The following is an 18,960-nucleotide window of genomic DNA, read 5'->3' as shown; positions in this document are numbered from 1 at the left end:
AGGGCGGAGTGATCTGCGACCCGCATCACCTGTCAGAGCGCGAACAGGAAGGCATCTGCCGCGGATGGATCCGCCAGGTGGCCTTCAACGTGGGCCCGGTCCAGGACGTTCCGGCCCCCGACGTGATGACCAACGGCCAGCACATGGTATGGATGATGGACGAGTACGAGAGGATCCATAACGGAAAATTCCCGGGCATGATCACCGGCAAGCCGCTGGGCGTGGGCGGATCCTTGGGCCGGACCGAAGCCACCGGCTACGGCGCGGTCTACTGCATGCGCGAGGCCCTGCGCGAGATGGGCATCGACATCAAGAAGACCAAGGCCGCCTTCCAGGGATTCGGCAACGTCTCCCAGTACGCCGTCAAACTGTACAAGGAATACGGCGGAACCCCGGTCTGCGTGTCCTGCTGGGATCAGACCGACCAGAAATCATACACCTTCCTCAAGAAGACCGGGATCGACGCCGATGAGCTGCTGAAGTTCACCGACCGTTTTGGCGGGATCAACAAGGACAAGGCCAAAGCCGCCGGCTACGAAGTGCTTTCCGGAGACGCCTGGATCGAGCAGGACGTGGAGATCCTGGTTCCGGCCGCCCTGGAGAACCAGATCACCAAGGACAACGCCCCCAAGATGGGCAAGAACGTCAAGCTGATCGTGGAAGGCGCCAACGGGCCGACCACCCCCGAAGCCGACGAGATCATCCATCAGCGCGGCATCTTCATGATCCCCGACTTTTTGGCCAACGCCGGCGGCGTGACCTGCAGCTATTTTGAGCAGGTGCAGTGCAACATGAACTACTTCTGGACCAAGGACGAAGTGCTCTCCAAGCTGGACACCAAGATGACCGACGCCTTCCTGAAGGTTTCGGCTTTGGCCCGGGAAAAGAAGGTCTACATGCGCGACGCGGCTTACATGATCGCCATTCAGCGGGTGGCCGATGCCTGCAAGATCAGAGGATGGGTATAAACTTAGGGACTTGGGAATAGGGATCAGATAATAGGGTTTTAGATCATGGTAAAATTATAGCCCAGGCCTTAAGGCCTGGGCTATAATTATGGTTGTATTTTTAAGAAATTTGGAATATACTAATTACTTGGACCGCTTCTTTGCCTCCTTGCAGGCACCGTTCTTAAGGCAGGGTCCGGGCTTGCCCAGCAGGCAGGCAAAACGTCTTACGGTATGATACAGTCCTATGGCAATGAAGGCGATGCTGACCACCGTGTGCCAGTAGGAAAAATTGAAGCCCAGGGCCGGTCTTTGGTCAAATGGCAGGACGAAGTACAGGCCGCTTAAGGCCGAGCCCAGGAAACTCAGCAGCAGCAGCCAGTTCCAGGCGGCTTGTAAAACAAGGGTTCTTTCGGGGTTTATCTTGATCAAAAACTCGGTAGCCAGTCCCAAAATTCCGACGAGGATAAGCATCTCCCAAAAATGGTAATTAGCCCGGTGGGGCTCTGGGTCCGGGGCTGGTTCCAGCTCCGGTTCGTTACCCAGGCTGGCGGCGGCGGTTTCTGCACCCCCGTCCCGGACCGGGTCTGTGGCGGGGTTGTCATCGTAACCTGCGTTCCCGGTTTCCGGTTCCGGGGCCGGATCCTCCGGGGCGGTCACATCGGTTGAGGTCCCTTCGCTTACGGGTTCCTGCTCCTGGGCCGCGGGCTGCGAATGGTCGCAGATGCTGTCATTATTGGCATCGGTGAAAAGCCCGCATTTCCCGGGCAGGCTGTCGTTGGTAAGGCCCTGAGGGCAGGTCTGCTGGGCCAGGGCGGTACCGGCGGACAAAAGGAAAATTACCAGTAAGGCTTTTTTCATGTTTTTTATCTTTAATTTTTTGTATTATATTTAATATATTAACCTACAATCGGCAGTTTGTCAACCCGGAGACTGGGGGCTTCGATACGGTCACGATGACCTACTCAGCCCCCGGGGATCTCAGATATTGAACCATGAATAGAATATGAATGAAACCCGGCAGAACATAAAAAACCGGACGCTCCAGACCTTCTCGGCCCTGAAGCACCGCAACTTCCGGCTGTTCTGGACCGGGCAGTTCGTCTCGCTGATAGGCACCTGGATGCAGACCGTGGCCCAGGGCTGGCTGGTGCTGCAGCTGACCAATTCGGCCTTTCTGCTGGGGACGGTCAACGCCATCGGCTCGTTGCCGGTGCTGCTGTTCGCCCTGCCGGGCGGGGTCATCGCCGACCGGGTGAACAAGCGGCGGATACTGCTTTTTACCCAGACCGTAGCCATGATCCTGGCCTTCATCCTGGCGGCCCTCACCCATCTGAACAACACCGGGGTCATCGTTCTGAAGGTCTGGTACGTGGTGGTCATCGCCGCTGTGGGCGGGACGGTCTTTGCGCTGGACGGCCCGGCCCGGCAGTCCTTTTTCATAGAACTGGTGGGCAAGAAAGATCTTTTAAACGCCATCGCCCTCAATTCCACCATCTTCAACGGGGCCCGGATCATGGGCCCGGCCCTGGCCGGGATATTGATCGGCGTCATCGGCACCGCCGGCTGCTTCTTTCTGAACGGCCTTAGCTTCGTGGCCGCCATCGTGGGGTTGTATCTTATCCGGATCGAAGCCCCGGCAGTGAAAAAATCGGACTCCCCCTGGGACGACATGAAACAGGGGCTGAGGTATGTCTGGAACCACAAGACGGTGCGGGCCATGATCCTGATCGTGGCGTTGTTCAGCATCTTCGGCATGCCCTATGTGGTGCTGATGCCCATCTTTGCCCGGGACATCCTGCAGAAGGGCGCCAGCGGGCTGGGCTTTTTGATGGCCGCCACCGGACTGGGGGCACTGGCGGGATCGCTGACCCTGGCCGCTTTCAGCCAGATCCAGAGAAAAGGGACCCTGGTCTTCTGGGCCGGAATAATATTTTCCCTGACCACGCTGGCCTTTTCCTTTTCCCGCAGTTACATCCTGTCCCTGGCCATCCTGCCGCTGGTGGGGCTGTCCATGGTCAGCCAGGTGGCCACGGTCAACACCATGATCCAGAGCACGGTCAGCGACCAGATGCGGGGCCGGGTGATGGGGGTGTTCACCATGATGTTCATGGGGATGATGCCCTTCGGCAGTTTCATCGCCGGGGCCATGGCCTCGCGCTGGGGCGCGCCCTTCGCCCTGCAGCTGGGGGCGGGGATATGCTTTTGCGCCACGGTGGTGATTTATAAACTGGTGCCGGACCTTTGGGGGATGTGATAACAGGGAAGGAGAAACTCTTTACCACGCTTGCGCGCCACCTCTTGCATCGGTGTAAACTCCGCGCTACAGCGTGCAGGCCCGGAAACACTGAACGAGTGAAACACGGAAGAAAATAATCAATACAGGATTGAAAATGGAAGAGCAGAACAAGCCTTTGACCAAAGAAGAATGGCAGGACCTGAAGGACGAGCTTTTTGCCCTGCTGGATATTACCTACGACTACAGCGCCAACGTGGCCACGCTGGAGCAGATCAGCGTCCGCAGGCAGAAGGAGGAGAGCGAGGCCCAGTACACCAAGCGCTCCCACGATATCTACAACAAGCGGTTCAAGGAGGTCAAGGCCAACAGCTACGACCGGGTGGTGAAGCTGGTGGGGTACGTCAAGCGGCTGGGCCTGCCCCAGGAACTTTGGCCCAAGGAAATGGAGGTCGGCGGGGACAAGCCCGGCAAGGAATGAACTTTGCCCACGAAATACACGAAAAATACAAATCATTTAACCGCTAAGACGCGAAGGACGCAAAGAGTATGTTAATCATTGAATATATTACTGGCAATACGGATTGGTCTGCAATTATAGCGGCCGGGGCCACAATAGCACTTGCCGTTGCAACTTTTATAACCGTTAGATTAATGAAAAACCAGATAGATGAAAAAAGAAAAGAGAACAAACGTGATGAAGCAATGTCGATAATTGACGAAGTTGCTAATAAAGGAATTTTAACTATGGCAAATATTATGCAGGACAAGGATTATCGTTATACAGATCAATATATAGAAGAAGTAAGAAAATTACTTTTTAATAAATATAATTATAGTATTGACGAAGATAAAATCAATAAAATGTTTGATCTATATTTTTTAATGCAGGATAAAGTTATGAATAAAAGTTTAGGGCAGGACCAAGAAAATAATATACTTATTTTTGCAGATAACCTATATCAATACTTTGATAAGTTGCGTAAAGAAGCAACAAACAGTTGTATAAAAGATTCTGTTTTTCTTAAGTCGGTGAAGGAACAGCAAGATAAAATATTGAGAAATGATAAAACCTAAAATAACCATCATCTTCACCGGCGGGACCATCGCCATGAAAGCCAGCAAGCAGAAGGGCGGGGCGGTGCCGGCCCTAAAGGGAAAAGACCTGTTGCGCCAGGTGCCGGAGATAGCCGGGATCGCCGCGGTCACGGTCCACGACTTCGGGCAGTATCCCGGGCCTCACATGACCCCGGAGCTGATGCTCAAGTTGTCGGGCGTTGTCAAAAAATATCTTTTACAGAAGGACATGACAGGCGTTATCGTCACCCACGGCACCGACACCCTGGAGGAAACGGCCTTCTTTCTGGACCTGTGCCTCAATTCCCAAAAGCCGGTGGTGGTGGTTGGCGCCATGAAGGACTGCACCGAGCTGGGCTGGGACGGGCCCTCCAACCTGATGGGCGCGGTGCGCACCGCCCTGTCCCCGCAGTCAAAGGGCAAGGGCGTTCTGGTCTTTCTTAACAACACCATCAACTCGGCCGGGGAGGTCACCAAGACCAGCACCGATTCCTTTGAGACCTTCCGCAGTCCCGACCTCGGCCCCCTGGGCTGGGTGGACCAGGACCGGGTGCTGTTCTACCGCCAGCCGCTGTACCGGGAATATCATCCGGTCAAGAAGATCGAGCCCCGGGTGGACCTGTTCAAGATGGCGGTGGGCATGGATGACAAGCTGATCAGGTATTCTGTTGACTCCGGCGCCCGCGGCCTGGTGATAGAGGGCATGGGCCGGGGCAACGTGCCGCCTTCGGTGGTGCCGGGGATAGAATACGCCATAAAAAAAGGCCTGCCGGTGGTGCTTTGCACACGATGCATCGGCGGCCGGGTGCTGGACACCTACGCCTACCAGGGCGGGGGGGCCCAGCTGAGAAAACTGGGCGTGATCCTGGGCGGGCACCTTCCGGGACAGAAGGCCCGGATCAAGCTGATGATCCTGCTGGGGCAGGGGTTGTCCATCGAACAAATAAAACAAGCTTTCGAGTGCTTGGAATATGGGTGCAGTAAATAACCAGCGTAAAACAACTTTATCCCGGATTTAAATGAAAAATCATCTTACCCTGAATCCTGAGATCATAGGAAAGTTGAAGGCCATCGTCGGGGAGAAATACCTGATAACCCTGGACGACGACAAGGAGCCCTATTCCCACGACGAGACCCTGAACCACAAGTTCATGCCGGCGGCGGTGGTCAAGCCGGCCGGCACGGCGGAGGTCTCGGCCATAATGAAACTGGCCAGTTCCGAAAAGATCCCGGTCACTCCCCGGGGGGCCGGCACCGGACTTTCCGGCGGAGCCCTGCCGGTCTGCGGCGGCATTGTGCTTTCGCTGGAGCGGCTGAACCAGATACTGGAGATAGACGAAGAGAACCTGATGGCGGTCACCCAGCCGGCGGTGATCACCCAAACCCTGCAACTGGCGGCGGAGGAGAAGGGGCTGTTCTACCCCCCGGACCCGGCCAGCCTGGAGTCCTGCTCCATCGGGGGCAACATCGCCGAGAATGCAGGCGGCCCAAGAGCCTTCAAGTACGGGGTCACCCGGCACTACCTGTGCGGGCTGGAGGTGGTCTGGCCCAACGGGGAGGTCTCCCGGCTGGGGGGCAAGACCATCAAGAACGTTTCGGGCTACGACCTGATGCACCTGATCTGCGGGTCGGAGGGGACGCTGGCGGTGGTCACCGAGATCACCCTGCGCCTGGTGCCCAAGCCGCCGCTGGCGGTTGACCTGATGATCCCCTTCTCCTCCATCGAAGACGCCGTGCGGGCCTGCACCGCGGTGATCAAGGGCCGGATCATCCCGGCCACCATGGAATTCATGGAGCAGAAGGCGGTGCTGGCGGCGGAAAAATTCCTGGAAAAACGGGCGCCGTTCCGCGAGGCCGAGGCCCACTTGTTGGTCCAGTTGGACGGCGACGACCGGAAAGCGCTGACCGCCGATTACGAAAAGATAGGCAAAATAGTCTCGGACTTCGGGGCGCTGGATGTGCTGGTGGCCGAGGACCGGCCGTCGCGCGACCGGATATGGGAGATGCGGCGCTGCATGGCCGATGCCCTGACCCAGATGAGCCCGGTGCGCGAGCGCGAGGACGTGGTGGTGCCGCGGGCCGCCATCCCGGCGTTGTTCCGGAAGCTGAAGGGCCTGTCGGAAAAGCACGGGGCGGAGATCATCTCCTACGGGCACATCGGTGACGGCAATGTCCATGTCAACATCATGAAGCAGGGGATGGCGCCGGAGGCCTGGGAGCTGATGCTGCCCGTCCTGCTGGACGGGCTGTTCCGCGAGGTGATGGCGCTGGGCGGGACCATCTCCGGCGAGCACGGCATCGGATTCGTCAAGAAGAAGTATCTGCCGCTGGCGGTCAACGGCGCGGCCCTGGAGATGATGAAAGCGGTGAAGAAGGCCTGGGACCCGGAGGGGATATTGAATCCGGAGAAGATATTTCTGTGAGGTCATTCAATCAATGTAGGGACACGGCATGCCGTGTCCCTACAAGTAAAAAGGAAACATGAAAGACAAGATAAAAATACCCGAATCGGCCATCCGGCGGCTGTCCCTGTACCACCGGCATCTGGCCAGCCTGCAGTCTTTGGGCGTGGAGACCATCTCCTCGCGCGAGATCGCCACGGTCTACGGCCTGGCCCCGTTCCAGGTGCGCAAGGACCTCTCCTATTTCGGCACCTTCGGCCACCGGGGGCGGGGATATTCCATCATCAAGCTCAGGGAGAAGATCGGGAAGATCCTGGGGCTGGACCGGGCCTGGACGATGGCCCTGGTGGGGGCCGGCAACATCGGAATGGCGGTCTTCCGCTACCAGGAGCTGCGCAGCCAGGGTTTTAAGATCGCGGCGGTGTTCGACTCCGACCCCAAAAAGATCGGGAAGAAATTAGAGAGCGGAGTGGTGATAAAGGCGCTGGACCAGATACCGCACGAGGTCCAAAGGCTGGGGATAGAACTGGGAGTGCTGGCGGTGCCCTCGGAGGCGGCCCAGGCCGCGGCCGATTCCCTGACGGCGGCCGGGGTCAAGGCCATACTGTGCTTTCCCAGCGGGCAGATCAACGTCCCCAAGGACGTGGCGGTGAAGCGGGTAAATCTGGGTGTGGACCTGGAGACCCTGAGCTATTTCCTGGCTAATAGGTAAACATCGGGCTTAAACAACTAATAAACAGAGTATTTTATATCAAAGATAAAAACTTGGGAGAAATAAAATGGAAATAATCTTAAACCAAGAAAATAAAAAATGGAAAGAACTGGAAGTGTCTTTAACGAAGAATGAGTGTAAACAGGTAATATCTCTCTTGAAAGAACTGTTGAATACGACCGATCAGCATTTTCATATATCAAGAAATACATATAGTGAAAAAGAAATCAATGATGTGACAGTATCGATTAAAGATTCGAAAGGAAAGAAGAATAAATATACAATTATGGGTAAAGCCATCGGAGCCTCAGAATAGTGTAAATTTAAATAATATGGAGAATCAGACAGCATGCAAAAGCACATCGTGGTGATCGGAGGGGGGCCGGCCGGGTACGTGGGGGCCATCCGGGCCGCCCAGCTGGGGGCCAAGGTCACTCTGATCGAAAAGGAAACTTTGGGCGGCACCTGCCTTAACGTGGGATGCATACCCACCAAGGCCCTGCTGGCCTCGGCCGCGGTCTACAGCCATTTCAAATCGGCCGGGCAGTTCGGATTGAAGGCGGACAATATCAGCTTTGACTGGGGCGCCGTGCAGAAACGCAAGGAGCGGGTGGTCAAAAAATCCACTGCCGGGGTGGGGCTGCTGCTTAAAGCCAGGTCGGTGGAAGTGATCGCCGGGCAGGCCAAATTGCTTCCCGGTAAAAAGGTCCAGGTCACCGGCAGCGCCGGCCAACATCAGACATTGGAGCCGGATATGATACTGATCGCCACCGGCTCGGAACCGGTCGCTCTCAACATCCCCGGGGCCGGCCTGCCCGGCGTGGTGGACAGTACCGGGGCATTGGCGCTGTCCGAGGTTTCCAAGGAATTGGTGATCATTGGCGGCGGGGTGATAGGCTGCGAGATGGCCGACATTTATTCCACCTTCGGCTCCAAGGTCACCATAGTGGAGATGATGCCCCAGATCATCCCCGGTGAGGACGCCGAGGCGGCCAAGGTCCTGCACCAGGCACTGGCCAAGCGCGGGGTGGACATCCATCTGGAAGCCAGGGTGGAGGAGATCAAGCAGGCCGGGCCCAGCCTGGCGGTCACCGTCAAATTGAAAGGCGGGCAGGCGCTGGAGATACCGGCTCAAAACGTTTTGATGAGCGTGGGGCGCCGGGCTTCCATCAAGAACATAGGGCTGGAGGAGGCCGGGGTGGCCATCGAGCGTAATTTCATCAAAGTGGACGCCAGGATGGAGACCATCGTCACCGGTATCTACGCCGCCGGGGACTGCACCGGGGGCTGGCTGCTGGCCCACGTGGCCTCGGCCGAGGCCGAGGCGGCGGTGGAGAACATGATGGGGCATTCGGCCGGGCTAGACTATGCCGCCGTTCCCCGCTGTGTGTACACCCATCCCGAGATCGCCTCGGTGGGGATCCTGGAACGGCCGGAGAACAAGGAGGATATCCTGGTAGGCAAGTTCCCCTTCTCGGCCAGCGGCAAGGCCGGCTGCCTGGGTCAGCCCGAAGGCTTCGTCAAGATCATCGCCGACAAACTCTCCCACGAGATAATCGGCGGGGTGATCGCCGGGCCCCAGGCCACCGAGCTGATCGCCGAGCTTTCGCTATCGGTAAGCTCCAAACTCAAACTGGAGGAACTGATCTCCGCCATCCACGCCCACCCCACCCTGCACGAGTCGGTGCGGGAGGCCGCCCTGCAGGCCCTGGGCCGGGCCATACATTTGCCGTGAGGGACTATTTCATTTTAGGCCAGACAGGATTAACATGATTTACCATGAAATAAAAATATAAGTTCAAATAAACCATAGTTCCATCCAAATCCTAACCAGCTATAAATATATTTCAACAAATAGCTTGACACCGCCTGATTTTGGTATTATCATAATCACATAACCTGATGGAATATAAACATAACGGCCTGTTTGTGATCATCCCTTGCACAAAGACAACAGGAGAGCGGCGCATACACCACCTAGTCATCTGAAGTAAAAAGAGACCGGGGCTAAAGCGGCTCTCCTGTTTTTGTGTTCAGGGAATTGTAAATCTCCAAATTCAAAATATTATATGACCCAGAACGAACAAAATAAAAAACGCCTGATCCGTCTGGCGGCCATCCACCTTATGCTGGGCCTGGCCTTTCTGCTGTTCACCGAGCTGGTCCTGCCCCGGCTGGAGAGCAGCCCGGAGAGGCTGTTTCTGCTTTCAGCCCTCAGCTGGGCAGCCTTTCTGACGGCGGCCGCAGTCCTGCTTTACCGGCACCTTAAAAATCCCCTGCCCCAGGACCCGGATCATTTCTGGGACGAGAACCTGGAGATCAGCCTGCCGGCCTTAAAGCGGACGGTGGAGGACATGCAGCTGGGGGTCACCGTCTCCGACCTGACCGGAAAGATCATTTACGTCAACCCGGCCGAGGCCCTGATGCACGGATACCAGCCGCAGGAATTGACCGGAAAGGACATCGGGCTGTTCACCTCTCCGGAGCAACGGCACCCCTTAAGCCTGGACGAGCTTCAGAAACTCAAGCGCTGGAAACGGGAGAGCTTTAACCTTACCAAAGAGGGAAAGCAGTTTCCGGTGCTGTTGATGTCCGACCTGATCATTGACAGCCTGGGCCGGCCGGCGGCCATCGTCACCACCTGCCAGGACATCTCCGACCGCAGGCAGATCGAGCAGGACCTGCAGGAAAGCGAGCAGCAGTACCGCCAGCTGGTGGAGAGCGCCCACGAGATGATCATCAGCCTGTCTCCGGAGGGGCGGATCACTTTCGTCAACCAGGCCTGGCTGGCGGCCATGGGTTACAGCTGGGACCAGAACCGGGACCTGCTTTTCTGCGACACGGTGGACGCCGATTCCAGGCAGGTCTGCCGCCAGGCTTTTTTAAGGGTGATGACCGGGGTCACCTGGCACAATCTGGAGATGACCTTTGTGGCGGCCGACGGCCGGGAGATAGTGGCCGAGGGCAACCTGACCCCGCAGTACCATCACGGAAAAGTCAAAGGGGCGCTGGGCGTCTTCCGGGACATCACCCAGAAGAAGGCGATAGAGGACCTGCTGCGGCGCAGCGAGAACCATTACCGGATGCTGATCAAGAACGTCAGCGACATGATCCTGGTGCTGGACGCCGACGGCACCATCCGTTACCAGAGCCCTTCGGTGGATGCCATCACCGGATTCCGTTTTCAGGAGAACAAGGGCCGGCCGGTATTTGACTATGTCCATCCCGATGATCAGCCGGCCGCGGAAAAGGCATTCAAGACCTATCTCAAGCAGCCGGGCCCGGCCCCGGCCCTGGAAATGCGGATAAAAAGCAAACAGGGGTCATGGATCTTTGTGGAGGCCCTGGCCAACAACCTTTTGGATGACCCGGCCATCAGCGGGATAGTGCTCAACGTCCGGGACATCACCAGCCGTTACCGGATGGAACAGACGGTCCGGGAAAGCGAGGAAAAGCACCGCCGGCTGCTGAACAGCATCCAGTCACCGGTGCTGGCCCTTAAAAAGGACCTGAGCATCTATTACTGCAACCAGGCCTACTCTGATTTCGTGGGCCGGCCGATCCCGGAACTGGAAGGCCGCAAGCTGGCGGAGCTTTTCCCCAATTTCGCCAAGACCCAGTCCTACGCCGCCTATCTTAAGGCCATAGAAACCGGGCAGGACCAGACCTCCGAAGGCCTGATCCGGGGCCAGTATCTAAGGGCCAGGGTCTACTCCATGAACTGGGGGGTGCTGGCCATCTCCGAGGATGTCACCGCCCAGCAGGCGGCGGTGGAATCGGTGAAATACAGCGAGGAGCGTTTCCGCCTGCTGGCCGATTCGGCGGCCGACGCCATCATCAGCATCAACCAGCAGGACAAGATAATATTCTGGAACAAGGCGGCCGAAAAGATCTTCGGTTATACCGCGGCCCAGGCCCTGGGGCTTGACTCGGACATGCTGATCCCCGAGCGTTTCCGCAGGCCGGACAAGCAGACCTTCAGGCAGCTGATCGGGAAGGAGCCGGGGAGCCGGGCGGAAGCCAACAGCCTTAAGGGGCTGCATCAAAGCGGCCGGGAGATCCCCATGGAATGGGCGATCTCGACTGTTACGGTGGGGGGGCAGAAGATCCATACCGCCATCATCCGGGACATCACCGAGCGGGTGAACAACGAAGAACAGCTGATGTTCCTTTCATTCCACGACTCCCTGACCGGATTGTACAACCGGGCCTATTTCGAGGAGGAGATGCAGCGCCTGTCCAAGGCCCGGCTGGATACGGTGGGCCTGCTGATCAGCGACGTGGACGGCCTGAAACTGGTCAACGACACCATGGGGCACAAGACCGGGGACGGCCTGCTGGTGGTGATAGCCGGGATCATCACCGACGCCTGCCGCCAGGGCGACGTGGTGGCCCGGATCGGGGGCGATGAGTTTGCAGCCATCCTGCCCAACTGCACCGTGGAGGCCATAGAACAGGTCTGCGCCAGGATCCGGGAGGTCACCGCCGCCTACAACAGCCAGAATCCCGAACTGCCCTTGAGCATTTCTTTGGGCTGGGTGGTGCGGCCGGTCAAGGATCTGGACGCCAACCGGCTTTTCCACACCGCCGATGACGAGATGTACCGGGAGAAGGTCAAGAACCATGACCTGATGGTCAAGAATTTCATCCAGGCCCTGCAGAAAAAGAACCTGATCAGCGAGGAACAGATAGGCCGGATGGGGGACCTGATGAAGGACCTGGCCCGGGCGGCCGGGCTTAAGGGTAATTCCATCCCGGAGATGGATCTGCTGGCCCGGTATCACGACATTGGCAACGTGCTGGTGGCAGACAGGATCCTGCTGAAGGCCGGGCAATTGGACCGGACCGAGGAAGAGGAGATGAAGCGGCACTGCGAGATCGGGTATCATATCGTCCTGGCCACCCCGCACCTGATGCCCCAGGCCGAATGGATCCTCAAGCACCATGAACGCTGGGACGGCCAGGGATACCCCCAGGGGCTTAAGGGCCAGGAGATCCCGCTGGAATCAAGGATAGTGGCCCTGGCCGCGGCCTATACCGCCATGCGCCAAGACCGGCCCCATGCCAAGGCCATGAGCCACCAGCAGGCGGTGGATGAGATCAAGAAGGAATCGGGAAAGCAGTTCGACCCGGACCTGGTCGACCGTTTCCTGAAACTGGCCCACAAATGGAAGGACCAGCCGGCGACCAAGACCAAGTGACCGGAAAAAATCAAGACGATATTTCCGGGAAAGCCGCCCAGCAAGGATGGGCGGCTTGTTCTTTTGCCCGGCAAACGGAAAGCTGCTCAGGGTCAAGTCCGTTATTCCTTCTCAATTTTTAAATTGCCACGAGCTTTAGCTCGTGGTGTAGGATCAGGAAATGAACCTTAGGGTTTTAACCCTCTTACCCCTTGGGCTAAAGCCCTGATCTTTCTGGTTTTCCATTGCCACGGCCTAAAGGCCGTGGCAATTTTATTCCGGCTTTCTGCCAATTATGCAGTTTTCATGCCATTTCCCACGTCAGTCTGAGAAGCAGAAACCCGAATGATTGGTTGATTTTGCCGGTGAAATATGATAAAATGATATGTTTTAGCAGACTTTGGAACAGCAGGTAAAATTACAAATAAAATCAGGAGGTAGCCGCCATGTCTTCCATCAAAAGGCCGATCTTTAAAACCGCCCTGCCGGGACCCAAGGCCAAGGCCATAGTCAAGCGCGACCAGTGCTCGCTTTCGCCCTCCTACACCCGCGACTATCCGGCGGTGATCGACCGGGGCCAGGGGGTCTGGCTGACCGACGTGGACGGCAACGTGATGCTGGACTTCTGCGCCGGGATCGCGGTCAACTCCACCGGTCACAGCCATCCCAAGGTGGTGGAAGCCATTCAGCGCCAGGCCGAGAAGTTCATCCACTATTCCGGCACCGATTTTTACTACGAGCCCGAAGTGGCCCTGGCCGAGCGGCTCAATTCCATCTCGCCCACCGGCAAGGACAACCGGGTGTTCTTCTGCAACTCCGGCGCCGAGGCGGTGGAGGGCGCGCTGAAACTGGCCCGCTACCACACCGGCCGGCCCCAGTTCATCTCCTTCATCGGGGCCTTCCACGGGCGGACCATGGGGGCGGTCTCCTGCACCGGATCCAAACCCACCCAGAAGAAGGGGTTCTTTCCCACCATGCCCGGGGTCACCCACGTCCCCTATCCCAACTGCTATCACTGCGTATTCAACAAGACCTATCCCGGCTGCAGCCTGGAATGCGTCAAGTACATAGAGGACACCGTCCTTAAGACCTTCCTGCCCCCGGAGGAAGTGGCCGGGCTGATCATCGAGCCCATCCAGGGCGAGGGCGGATACGTGGTGCCGCCGGTGGCGGCCATGCAGGCCATCCGCAAGCTGTGCGACAAGCACGGGATCCTGCTGATAGCCGACGAGATCCAGTCGGGCATGGGCCGGACCGGAAAATGGTTCGCCGTCGAGCACTGCAAGGTGAGGCCGGACATCATCACCGTGGCCAAGGGCATAGCCAGCGGCATGCCGATGGGGGCCATCATCGCCTCGGCCGCAGTGATGAACTGGAAACCGGGCAGCCACGGCAACACCTTCAGCGGGAACCCGGTCTGCTGCGCCGCCGGCATCGCCACCTTTGACCTGATCCAGGGCGGCCTGATGAAGAACGCCACCACCGTCGGCGCCTACATGATGGCCGAGTTCAAGAAGATGCAGAAGAAATACGACATCATCGGCGACGTGCGGGGCCAGGGCCTGATGATAGGGGTGGAGATGGTGGAAAGCAAGAAGACCAAGGTCAAGTCCCACGACAAGATGGAGGCCGTCATCCAGGAGGCCTTCAAGCGCGGACTGCTGATGCTGGGCTGCGGCACCAACACCCTCAGGATCTGCCCGCCGCTGATCATTACCAAAGAAGAGGCCAAGGTGGGGATGGAGATCATGGAACAGTGCATCAAGAAAGTGGCCGGGAAGTAACTCGCCACAGATGCGCTCTTCTATTCATCAAGGTAAACTCCGGCACCAAACCGTCATTGCGAATCGGCTCCAAGCATTGCAGATGCCTGCACTGAAATTTGCCCCGTGCTTTGCAGTTGAAGTGAAGCAATCGCTTGAATTTTGTTGGACTGCTTCATTTGCCGGCATACATGCAGAACTCGCAGTGACCTTACAGCAGTGACGTTACAGTGGAAGCAAGTGCTATTGTAACCACCAAGACGAAGAACTTAAATCATATAAATATAGGAGCGGCGATATGTCCAAAAGCAAGGATATGATCCGGATGACCGAGAAATACGGAGCCCACAATTACCATCCGCTGCCGGTGGTGATCAGCAAGGCCCAGGGGATCTGGGTCTGGGACGTGGAAGGAAAGAAATATTTAGACATGCTTTCCGCCTATTCGGCGGTTAACCAGGGCCACCGGCACCCGGCCATCATCAAGGCCATGACCAAGCAGGCCGGCCGCCTGACCCTTACCAGCCGGGCCTTTCACAACGACCAGCTGGGGCCGTTCCTGAGGAAGCTCTGCCAGTTCTCCCAGATGGAAGCTGCCCTGCCCATGAACACCGGGGCCGAGGCGGTGGAGACCGCCATCAAGCTGGCCCGCAAGTGGGGCTACGAAAAGAAGAAGATCACCCGGAACCAGGCCGAGATCATAGTCTGCGCCGAGAACTTCCACGGGCGGACCACCACCATCGTGGGCTTCTCCACCGACCCCGACGCCTACGAGGGATTCGGGCCGGCCACCCCGGGCTTTAAGATAGTCCCCTACAACAGCCCCGAGGAGATGGAGAAGGCCATCACCCTTAACACCGTGGCCTTCATGGTGGAGCCGATCCAGGGCGAGGCCGGCGTCATCGTCCCCGACAAAGGCTACCTGACCAAGTGCAAGGAGATCTGCCGGCGCCACAACATCCTCTTCATCCTGGACGAGGTCCAGACCGGGTTCTGCCGCACGGGCAAACCCTTCTGCTGGCAGCACGAGAACGCCAAGCCGGATGTGATGATAGTGGGCAAGGCCCTGGGCGGAGGGATCTACCCGGTCTCGGCGGTGCTGACCCGCTGGAACGTGATGGACGTGATCAAGCCCGGACAGCACGGCAGCACCTTCGGCGGCAACCCGCTGGCCTGCGCCATCGGCACTGCGGCCCTGGACGTTCTGAAGAAACAGGCCCTGGACAAGAAGGCCCGGGAGATGGGAGATTATTTCCGCAAGCAGATCAAGGCTCTAAAGACCAACAAGATCAAAGAGGTCCGCGGCCTGGGCCTGCTGACCGGGGTGGAGCTGAAGGTCGAGGCCGGCAAGGCCCGTCCCTACTGCGAACGGATGATGAAGCTGGGGATGCTGGCCAAGGACACCCACTCCCAGACCATCCGCTTTGCCCCGCCGTTGGTGATCACCAAGAAGGAAGTGGACTGGGCGGTCAAGCTGATAGCCAAGGCGCTGGAGCTGGACGTGCCGGTGGCCAAGAACCCGGCGCACTAAGGCAAAACCATAATAGATCAAGAAGCCCGGACCTTGAAAAGGCCGGGCTTTTTCTTTTGTTTGGGGCAAAAAATGCTTGACTTAAACTCTCTAAAAAGCATAGAATATACATACAATAATAACGGAGGTATAAAGGTGAAAAACATTATTGTCTTGCTTATTGTAGTTGCCGCAATATTTATTGGGTGCAGCAAAAATCCAGCCAGCACTGCCACAACCGGCACGATAAGCGGTACTGTCAGCAAATTAGCTGATAGCACGGCCATTGCCGGCGCGACAATCGTAACAACGCCCGCTACCAGCACTGCAACCAGCGATAGCAATGGGCAGTACGCAATAACAGGCGTAGCAGCGGGCGCGTATGCTGTAACGGCCAGCAAAAGCGGGTACAACAATAATACGATAAACGTAACAGTGTCAGCAGGGAATGTGACTTTTGGCAATATAACATTGGCTGACACTGTGCCCGGCAATAACCCGCCCAATGCTCCAAGTAATCTATTCCCGGCCAACACTGCAACAGGGATTTCCATTACGCCTACCTTGAAGTGGCTTTGCACCGATTCCAATTATGGGGATACTTTAAAATACGATATATATTTTGGTACAACTAACCCGCCCATAACTTTAATTTCCATTGAACAAATTGCAGATAGTTTTGCACAGAGTGGTTTGGCATATAGCTCCATATATTACTGGAAAATAATCGCAAAGGACAACCACGGGGCTACAACTATTGGCCCAGTATGGAATTTTACAACCGTTGCTGAACCAATAGTATGGATTACAATCCCTGCCGGTAACTTTAATATGGGTAGTTTGAACACAGACCCGGATGCCCTCACCGATGAAAAACCCCAGCATACGGTTTACCTTGACGCTTATCAGATAAGCAAATACGAAATAACTAACAGCCAATATAAGGCTTTTATGGATGCTGGTGGTTATACCAATAGCAACTACTGGACCACCGACGGTTGGACATGGAGAACAAATAACAGCATTATTGAACCCGCATATTGGACATCTGGGTCATATAACAGCGGATCGGCATTTCCCAATCATCCAGTAGGAGGAATAAGTTGGTATGAGGCCTATGCCTTCTGTCAGTGGGCTATTGGCCATCTCCCTACCGAGGCCCAATGGGAAAAAGCGGCCCGTGAAACCGATGCTCGCTATTATCCCTGGGGTTCTACCTGGGACGCCTCCAAATGCAATAGTTATTATAATACTTCTCCCGACACATTTACCTATAGTTCGCCGGTGGGCTTCTTTTCAACCGGCACAAGTCCCTATGGGGTTTATGATATGGCCGGCAACATTTGGGAATGGTGCAATGACTGGTATAGCAGCACATACTATAGCACAAGTCCCAGCAGCAACCCCACTGGGCCAATCACCGGTTCTTCTCGTGTGATCCGTGGTGACGGGTACAACCTCAGTGCCGGCAAATACCGCATTGCCTATAGGGGCAATGATGGCCCGGACTACAGGAACAACTACTACGGTTTTCGTGTTGCCAAGCAATAACCAGATATTGCACCGGAATATAAAGTATTTAGTCATATAATTGAAACAATGTTGACTAAAAAATTATGAAAGGGAACAAAATGGCAAAACCATATATTTTTAAGGTAAAGGGTTTACCACCAATTAAGAAAAGCGAAAAATCAATGTGGGCTACGAATGTTGAACAAATCAAAGCCTTAAAAAACGCTGCAAAAAATGCTTATGCGGGACCATTGTTGCAGAGGGTCAAATTAAAAGTAACTATTTTTATAAATGAACAAGACAAGCAGGGTGATCTTGACAATATGATTTCTGGTATTTGCGATGCTTTGCAAGAACCTCATAAAAATGTAACCCCAAAAACGAGGAAGAAATATTCAGTGGATGAGTTAAAACCAGTATTCTATAAAGATGATTCACAAATAATAAACATTGAAGCAGTAATAAAATCAACAGATGAAAAACCGCATTATATTGTGACTGTAAGTGTTTAGGTTAATATAAAAGCCCCATTTATACGGGGCTTTTTATGCTTGTATTTTACAACTTATTGTGGTAATTTTAAAAGTATGTCCACCCTCCAACAACTCTCCCCGGTCCAGCAGGACGCCTTAAAAGAGGTGTTCAACATCGGGTCGGGCCAGGCGGCCACCACCCTGGCCGAGGTATTGGGGCTTAAGGTGATGGTCTCGGTGCCGATGATCGGGATCAAGCCGGTGGATGAAGTGCTGGACGCGCTGGCCAAGCCGGGCATCCCGGTCTTGAGCCTGGTCAACATCTTTGCCGGGGACGTCTCCGGGGCCACGGTCTGGCTGATGCCGGGCGACAAGGCCAAGGGTTTCGCCGAGCTGTGCTGGCAGCACATGCCGCAGGCCCGTAAATCGGCGGAGTTCAACTTCGGCCAGATCCACCGGGAGATCTCCGAGATCATGAACAGCGCCTACCTCAACGCCCTGGAGGACATGCTGAACCTGATGACGGTGCCCTCCACTCCGCTGATGCTGTCGGGGGTGATGAAGAACATTCTGGGAAAGATCCTGGCCGAGCGGACCGAAGCCGGCCTGGTGGCCTACGTTCAGAACAAGTTCAGCTTCGGGGAAAAGGAGCACGGCTTCAGCGGGTTCTTCATGATGATGCCGGAGGCGGAGTCGCTGAGGAAGATGCTGGAGATACTGAAGGTGGCCTGATGGAGAACCATTCAACCACAAAAGGCACAAAGCGCACAAAAATATGTTCAAAGTCAGGCCCCGGAACTGGAAAGGCCGGGGTTTTTGCGTGTGGTGTGATGCTTAAAAACAGAAAAATACATATTCAATGCCAGGAACGAAGCTTTAACCTAACCCCCGCCCCTTCCCTTGAGGGAAGGGGAAAGGGGATGGGTTAAAAGAAAGGGAGAGAAGCCAACCTTGAATTCGCAAAGTTAAGGCCTTGACAAATAATTGTAATTACATTATAATTACATTGTAATTACATTGCAAGGAGAACAAATGAAAGCGGAAATAATCACCATCGGAAATTCCAGGGGGATCCGCATACCCAAATTGGTGCTGGAGCAATGCGGGATCAAGAAGGAGATCTGCCTGGAAATAGAGAATGACAGGAT

At 55.9% G+C, this 18,960-nt stretch carries 16 protein-coding genes; 15 read left to right on the top strand and 1 reads right to left on the bottom strand.

Going from position 1 to position 18,960, the window contains the following annotated elements; genetic code table 11:
- A partial coding sequence (locus Q7U71_01795) for a Glu/Leu/Phe/Val dehydrogenase (protein MDO9390486.1) occupies nt 1-968 on the top strand: 968 nt, incomplete at its 5' end.
- Nucleotides 969-1,091: 123 nt separating this feature from the next.
- Here the strand turns inward: Q7U71_01795 and Q7U71_01790 are convergent.
- Nucleotides 1,092-1,808, bottom strand: coding sequence for a hypothetical protein (locus Q7U71_01790; GenBank protein MDO9390485.1), 717 nt, complete (start codon nt 1,806-1,808; stop codon nt 1,092-1,094).
- Nucleotides 1,809-1,953: 145 nt separating this feature from the next.
- Here Q7U71_01790 and Q7U71_01785 point away from each other — a divergent pair, with 145 nt between their 5' ends.
- The 14 genes from Q7U71_01785 (at nt 1,954) to Q7U71_01720 (ending at nt 18,544) form a co-directional block, all read left to right on the top strand.
- Nucleotides 1,954-3,204: an MFS transporter gene (locus Q7U71_01785; GenBank protein MDO9390484.1), complete on the top strand. Its 1,251-nt coding sequence runs from the start codon at nt 1,954-1,956 to the stop codon at nt 3,202-3,204.
- Between the two features lie 136 nt (nt 3,205-3,340).
- On the top strand, nt 3,341-3,664 hold the full coding sequence (locus Q7U71_01780) for a hypothetical protein (GenBank protein ID MDO9390483.1): 324 nt from the start codon (nt 3,341-3,343) through the stop codon (nt 3,662-3,664).
- Between the two features lie 68 nt (nt 3,665-3,732).
- The gene (locus Q7U71_01775; GenBank protein ID MDO9390482.1) at nt 3,733-4,260 is read left to right on the top strand and encodes a hypothetical protein; all 528 of its coding nucleotides are present in this window, start codon (nt 3,733-3,735) and stop codon (nt 4,258-4,260) included.
- Nucleotides 4,247-5,248, top strand: coding sequence for an asparaginase (locus Q7U71_01770; GenBank protein ID MDO9390481.1), 1,002 nt, complete (start codon nt 4,247-4,249; stop codon nt 5,246-5,248). The genes Q7U71_01775 and Q7U71_01770 overlap by 14 nt, the downstream gene beginning before the upstream one ends.
- 31 nt (nt 5,249-5,279) lie before the next feature.
- Nucleotides 5,280-6,683, top strand: coding sequence for an FAD-linked oxidase C-terminal domain-containing protein (locus Q7U71_01765; protein ID MDO9390480.1), 1,404 nt, complete (start codon nt 5,280-5,282; stop codon nt 6,681-6,683).
- A 58-nt stretch (nt 6,684-6,741) separates the two neighbouring features.
- Nucleotides 6,742-7,374 carry a redox-sensing transcriptional repressor Rex gene (locus Q7U71_01760; protein ID MDO9390479.1) on the top strand — a complete coding sequence of 211 codons (633 nt, stop codon included), beginning with the start codon at nt 6,742-6,744 and terminating at the stop codon, nt 7,372-7,374.
- A gap of 67 nt (nt 7,375-7,441) precedes the next feature.
- Nucleotides 7,442-7,690 carry a hypothetical protein gene (locus Q7U71_01755; GenBank protein MDO9390478.1) on the top strand — a complete coding sequence of 83 codons (249 nt, stop codon included), beginning with the start codon at nt 7,442-7,444 and terminating at the stop codon, nt 7,688-7,690.
- A 33-nt stretch (nt 7,691-7,723) separates the two neighbouring features.
- Entirely contained in the window at nt 7,724-9,109 is a 1,386-nt protein-coding gene (lpdA, locus tag Q7U71_01750; GenBank protein ID MDO9390477.1) for a dihydrolipoyl dehydrogenase, read from the top strand.
- Between the two features lie 334 nt (nt 9,110-9,443).
- Nucleotides 9,444-12,575, top strand: coding sequence for a PAS domain S-box protein (locus Q7U71_01745; GenBank protein MDO9390476.1), 3,132 nt, complete (start codon nt 9,444-9,446; stop codon nt 12,573-12,575).
- Between the two features lie 425 nt (nt 12,576-13,000).
- Nucleotides 13,001-14,338 carry an acetyl ornithine aminotransferase family protein gene (locus Q7U71_01740; protein MDO9390475.1) on the top strand — a complete coding sequence of 446 codons (1,338 nt, stop codon included), beginning with the start codon at nt 13,001-13,003 and terminating at the stop codon, nt 14,336-14,338.
- 277 nt (nt 14,339-14,615) lie between these two features.
- Nucleotides 14,616-15,848, top strand: a complete 1,233-nt coding sequence (gene rocD, locus Q7U71_01735; GenBank protein MDO9390474.1) for an ornithine--oxo-acid transaminase — start codon at nt 14,616-14,618, stop codon at nt 15,846-15,848.
- Nucleotides 15,849-15,881: 33 nt separating this feature from the next.
- Complete coding sequence (locus Q7U71_01730) at nt 15,882-17,378, top strand: SUMF1/EgtB/PvdO family nonheme iron enzyme (protein MDO9390473.1); 1,497 nt, start codon at nt 15,882-15,884, stop codon at nt 17,376-17,378.
- Between the two features lie 80 nt (nt 17,379-17,458).
- Nucleotides 17,459-17,851 (top strand): RusA family crossover junction endodeoxyribonuclease, encoded by a 393-nt coding sequence (locus Q7U71_01725; protein MDO9390472.1) that lies wholly within the window; start codon nt 17,459-17,461, stop codon nt 17,849-17,851.
- A 75-nt stretch (nt 17,852-17,926) separates the two neighbouring features.
- On the top strand, nt 17,927-18,544 hold the full coding sequence (locus Q7U71_01720; GenBank protein MDO9390471.1) for a chemotaxis protein CheC: 618 nt from the start codon (nt 17,927-17,929) through the stop codon (nt 18,542-18,544).
- The last annotated feature ends 416 nt before the right edge of the window (nt 18,545-18,960 follow it).

The sequence above is a fragment of the bacterium genome, assembly GCA_030655055.1.
Taxonomy (GTDB): domain Bacteria; phylum Edwardsbacteria; class AC1; order AC1; family EtOH8; genus UBA5202.
The sequence above is the reverse complement of the archived record's forward strand: the minus strand, read 5'-3'. Positions and strand labels throughout refer to the sequence as shown.

Excerpts from the sequence above, each read along its gene's own strand:
- Q7U71_01790 (MDO9390485.1), bottom strand. The coding sequence starts at position 1,808 with ATGAAAAAAGCCTTACTGGTAATTTTCCTTTTGTCCGCCGGTACCGCC.
- Q7U71_01785 (MDO9390484.1), top strand. The coding sequence starts at position 1,954 with ATGAATGAAACCCGGCAGAACATAAAAAACCGGACGCTCCAGACCTTC.
- Q7U71_01780 (MDO9390483.1), top strand. The coding sequence starts at position 3,341 with ATGGAAGAGCAGAACAAGCCTTTGACCAAAGAAGAATGGCAGGACCTG.
- Q7U71_01775 (MDO9390482.1), top strand. The coding sequence starts at position 3,733 with ATGTTAATCATTGAATATATTACTGGCAATACGGATTGGTCTGCAATT.
- Q7U71_01770 (MDO9390481.1), top strand. The coding sequence starts at position 4,247 with ATGATAAAACCTAAAATAACCATCATCTTCACCGGCGGGACCATCGCC.
- Q7U71_01765 (MDO9390480.1), top strand. The coding sequence starts at position 5,280 with ATGAAAAATCATCTTACCCTGAATCCTGAGATCATAGGAAAGTTGAAG.
- Q7U71_01760 (MDO9390479.1), top strand. The coding sequence starts at position 6,742 with ATGAAAGACAAGATAAAAATACCCGAATCGGCCATCCGGCGGCTGTCC.
- Q7U71_01755 (MDO9390478.1), top strand. The coding sequence starts at position 7,442 with ATGGAAATAATCTTAAACCAAGAAAATAAAAAATGGAAAGAACTGGAA.
- lpdA (MDO9390477.1), top strand. The coding sequence starts at position 7,724 with ATGCAAAAGCACATCGTGGTGATCGGAGGGGGGCCGGCCGGGTACGTG.
- Q7U71_01745 (MDO9390476.1), top strand. The coding sequence starts at position 9,444 with ATGACCCAGAACGAACAAAATAAAAAACGCCTGATCCGTCTGGCGGCC.
- Q7U71_01740 (MDO9390475.1), top strand. The coding sequence starts at position 13,001 with ATGTCTTCCATCAAAAGGCCGATCTTTAAAACCGCCCTGCCGGGACCC.
- rocD (MDO9390474.1), top strand. The coding sequence starts at position 14,616 with ATGTCCAAAAGCAAGGATATGATCCGGATGACCGAGAAATACGGAGCC.
- Q7U71_01725 (MDO9390472.1), top strand. The coding sequence starts at position 17,459 with ATGGCAAAACCATATATTTTTAAGGTAAAGGGTTTACCACCAATTAAG.
- Q7U71_01720 (MDO9390471.1), top strand. The coding sequence starts at position 17,927 with ATGTCCACCCTCCAACAACTCTCCCCGGTCCAGCAGGACGCCTTAAAA.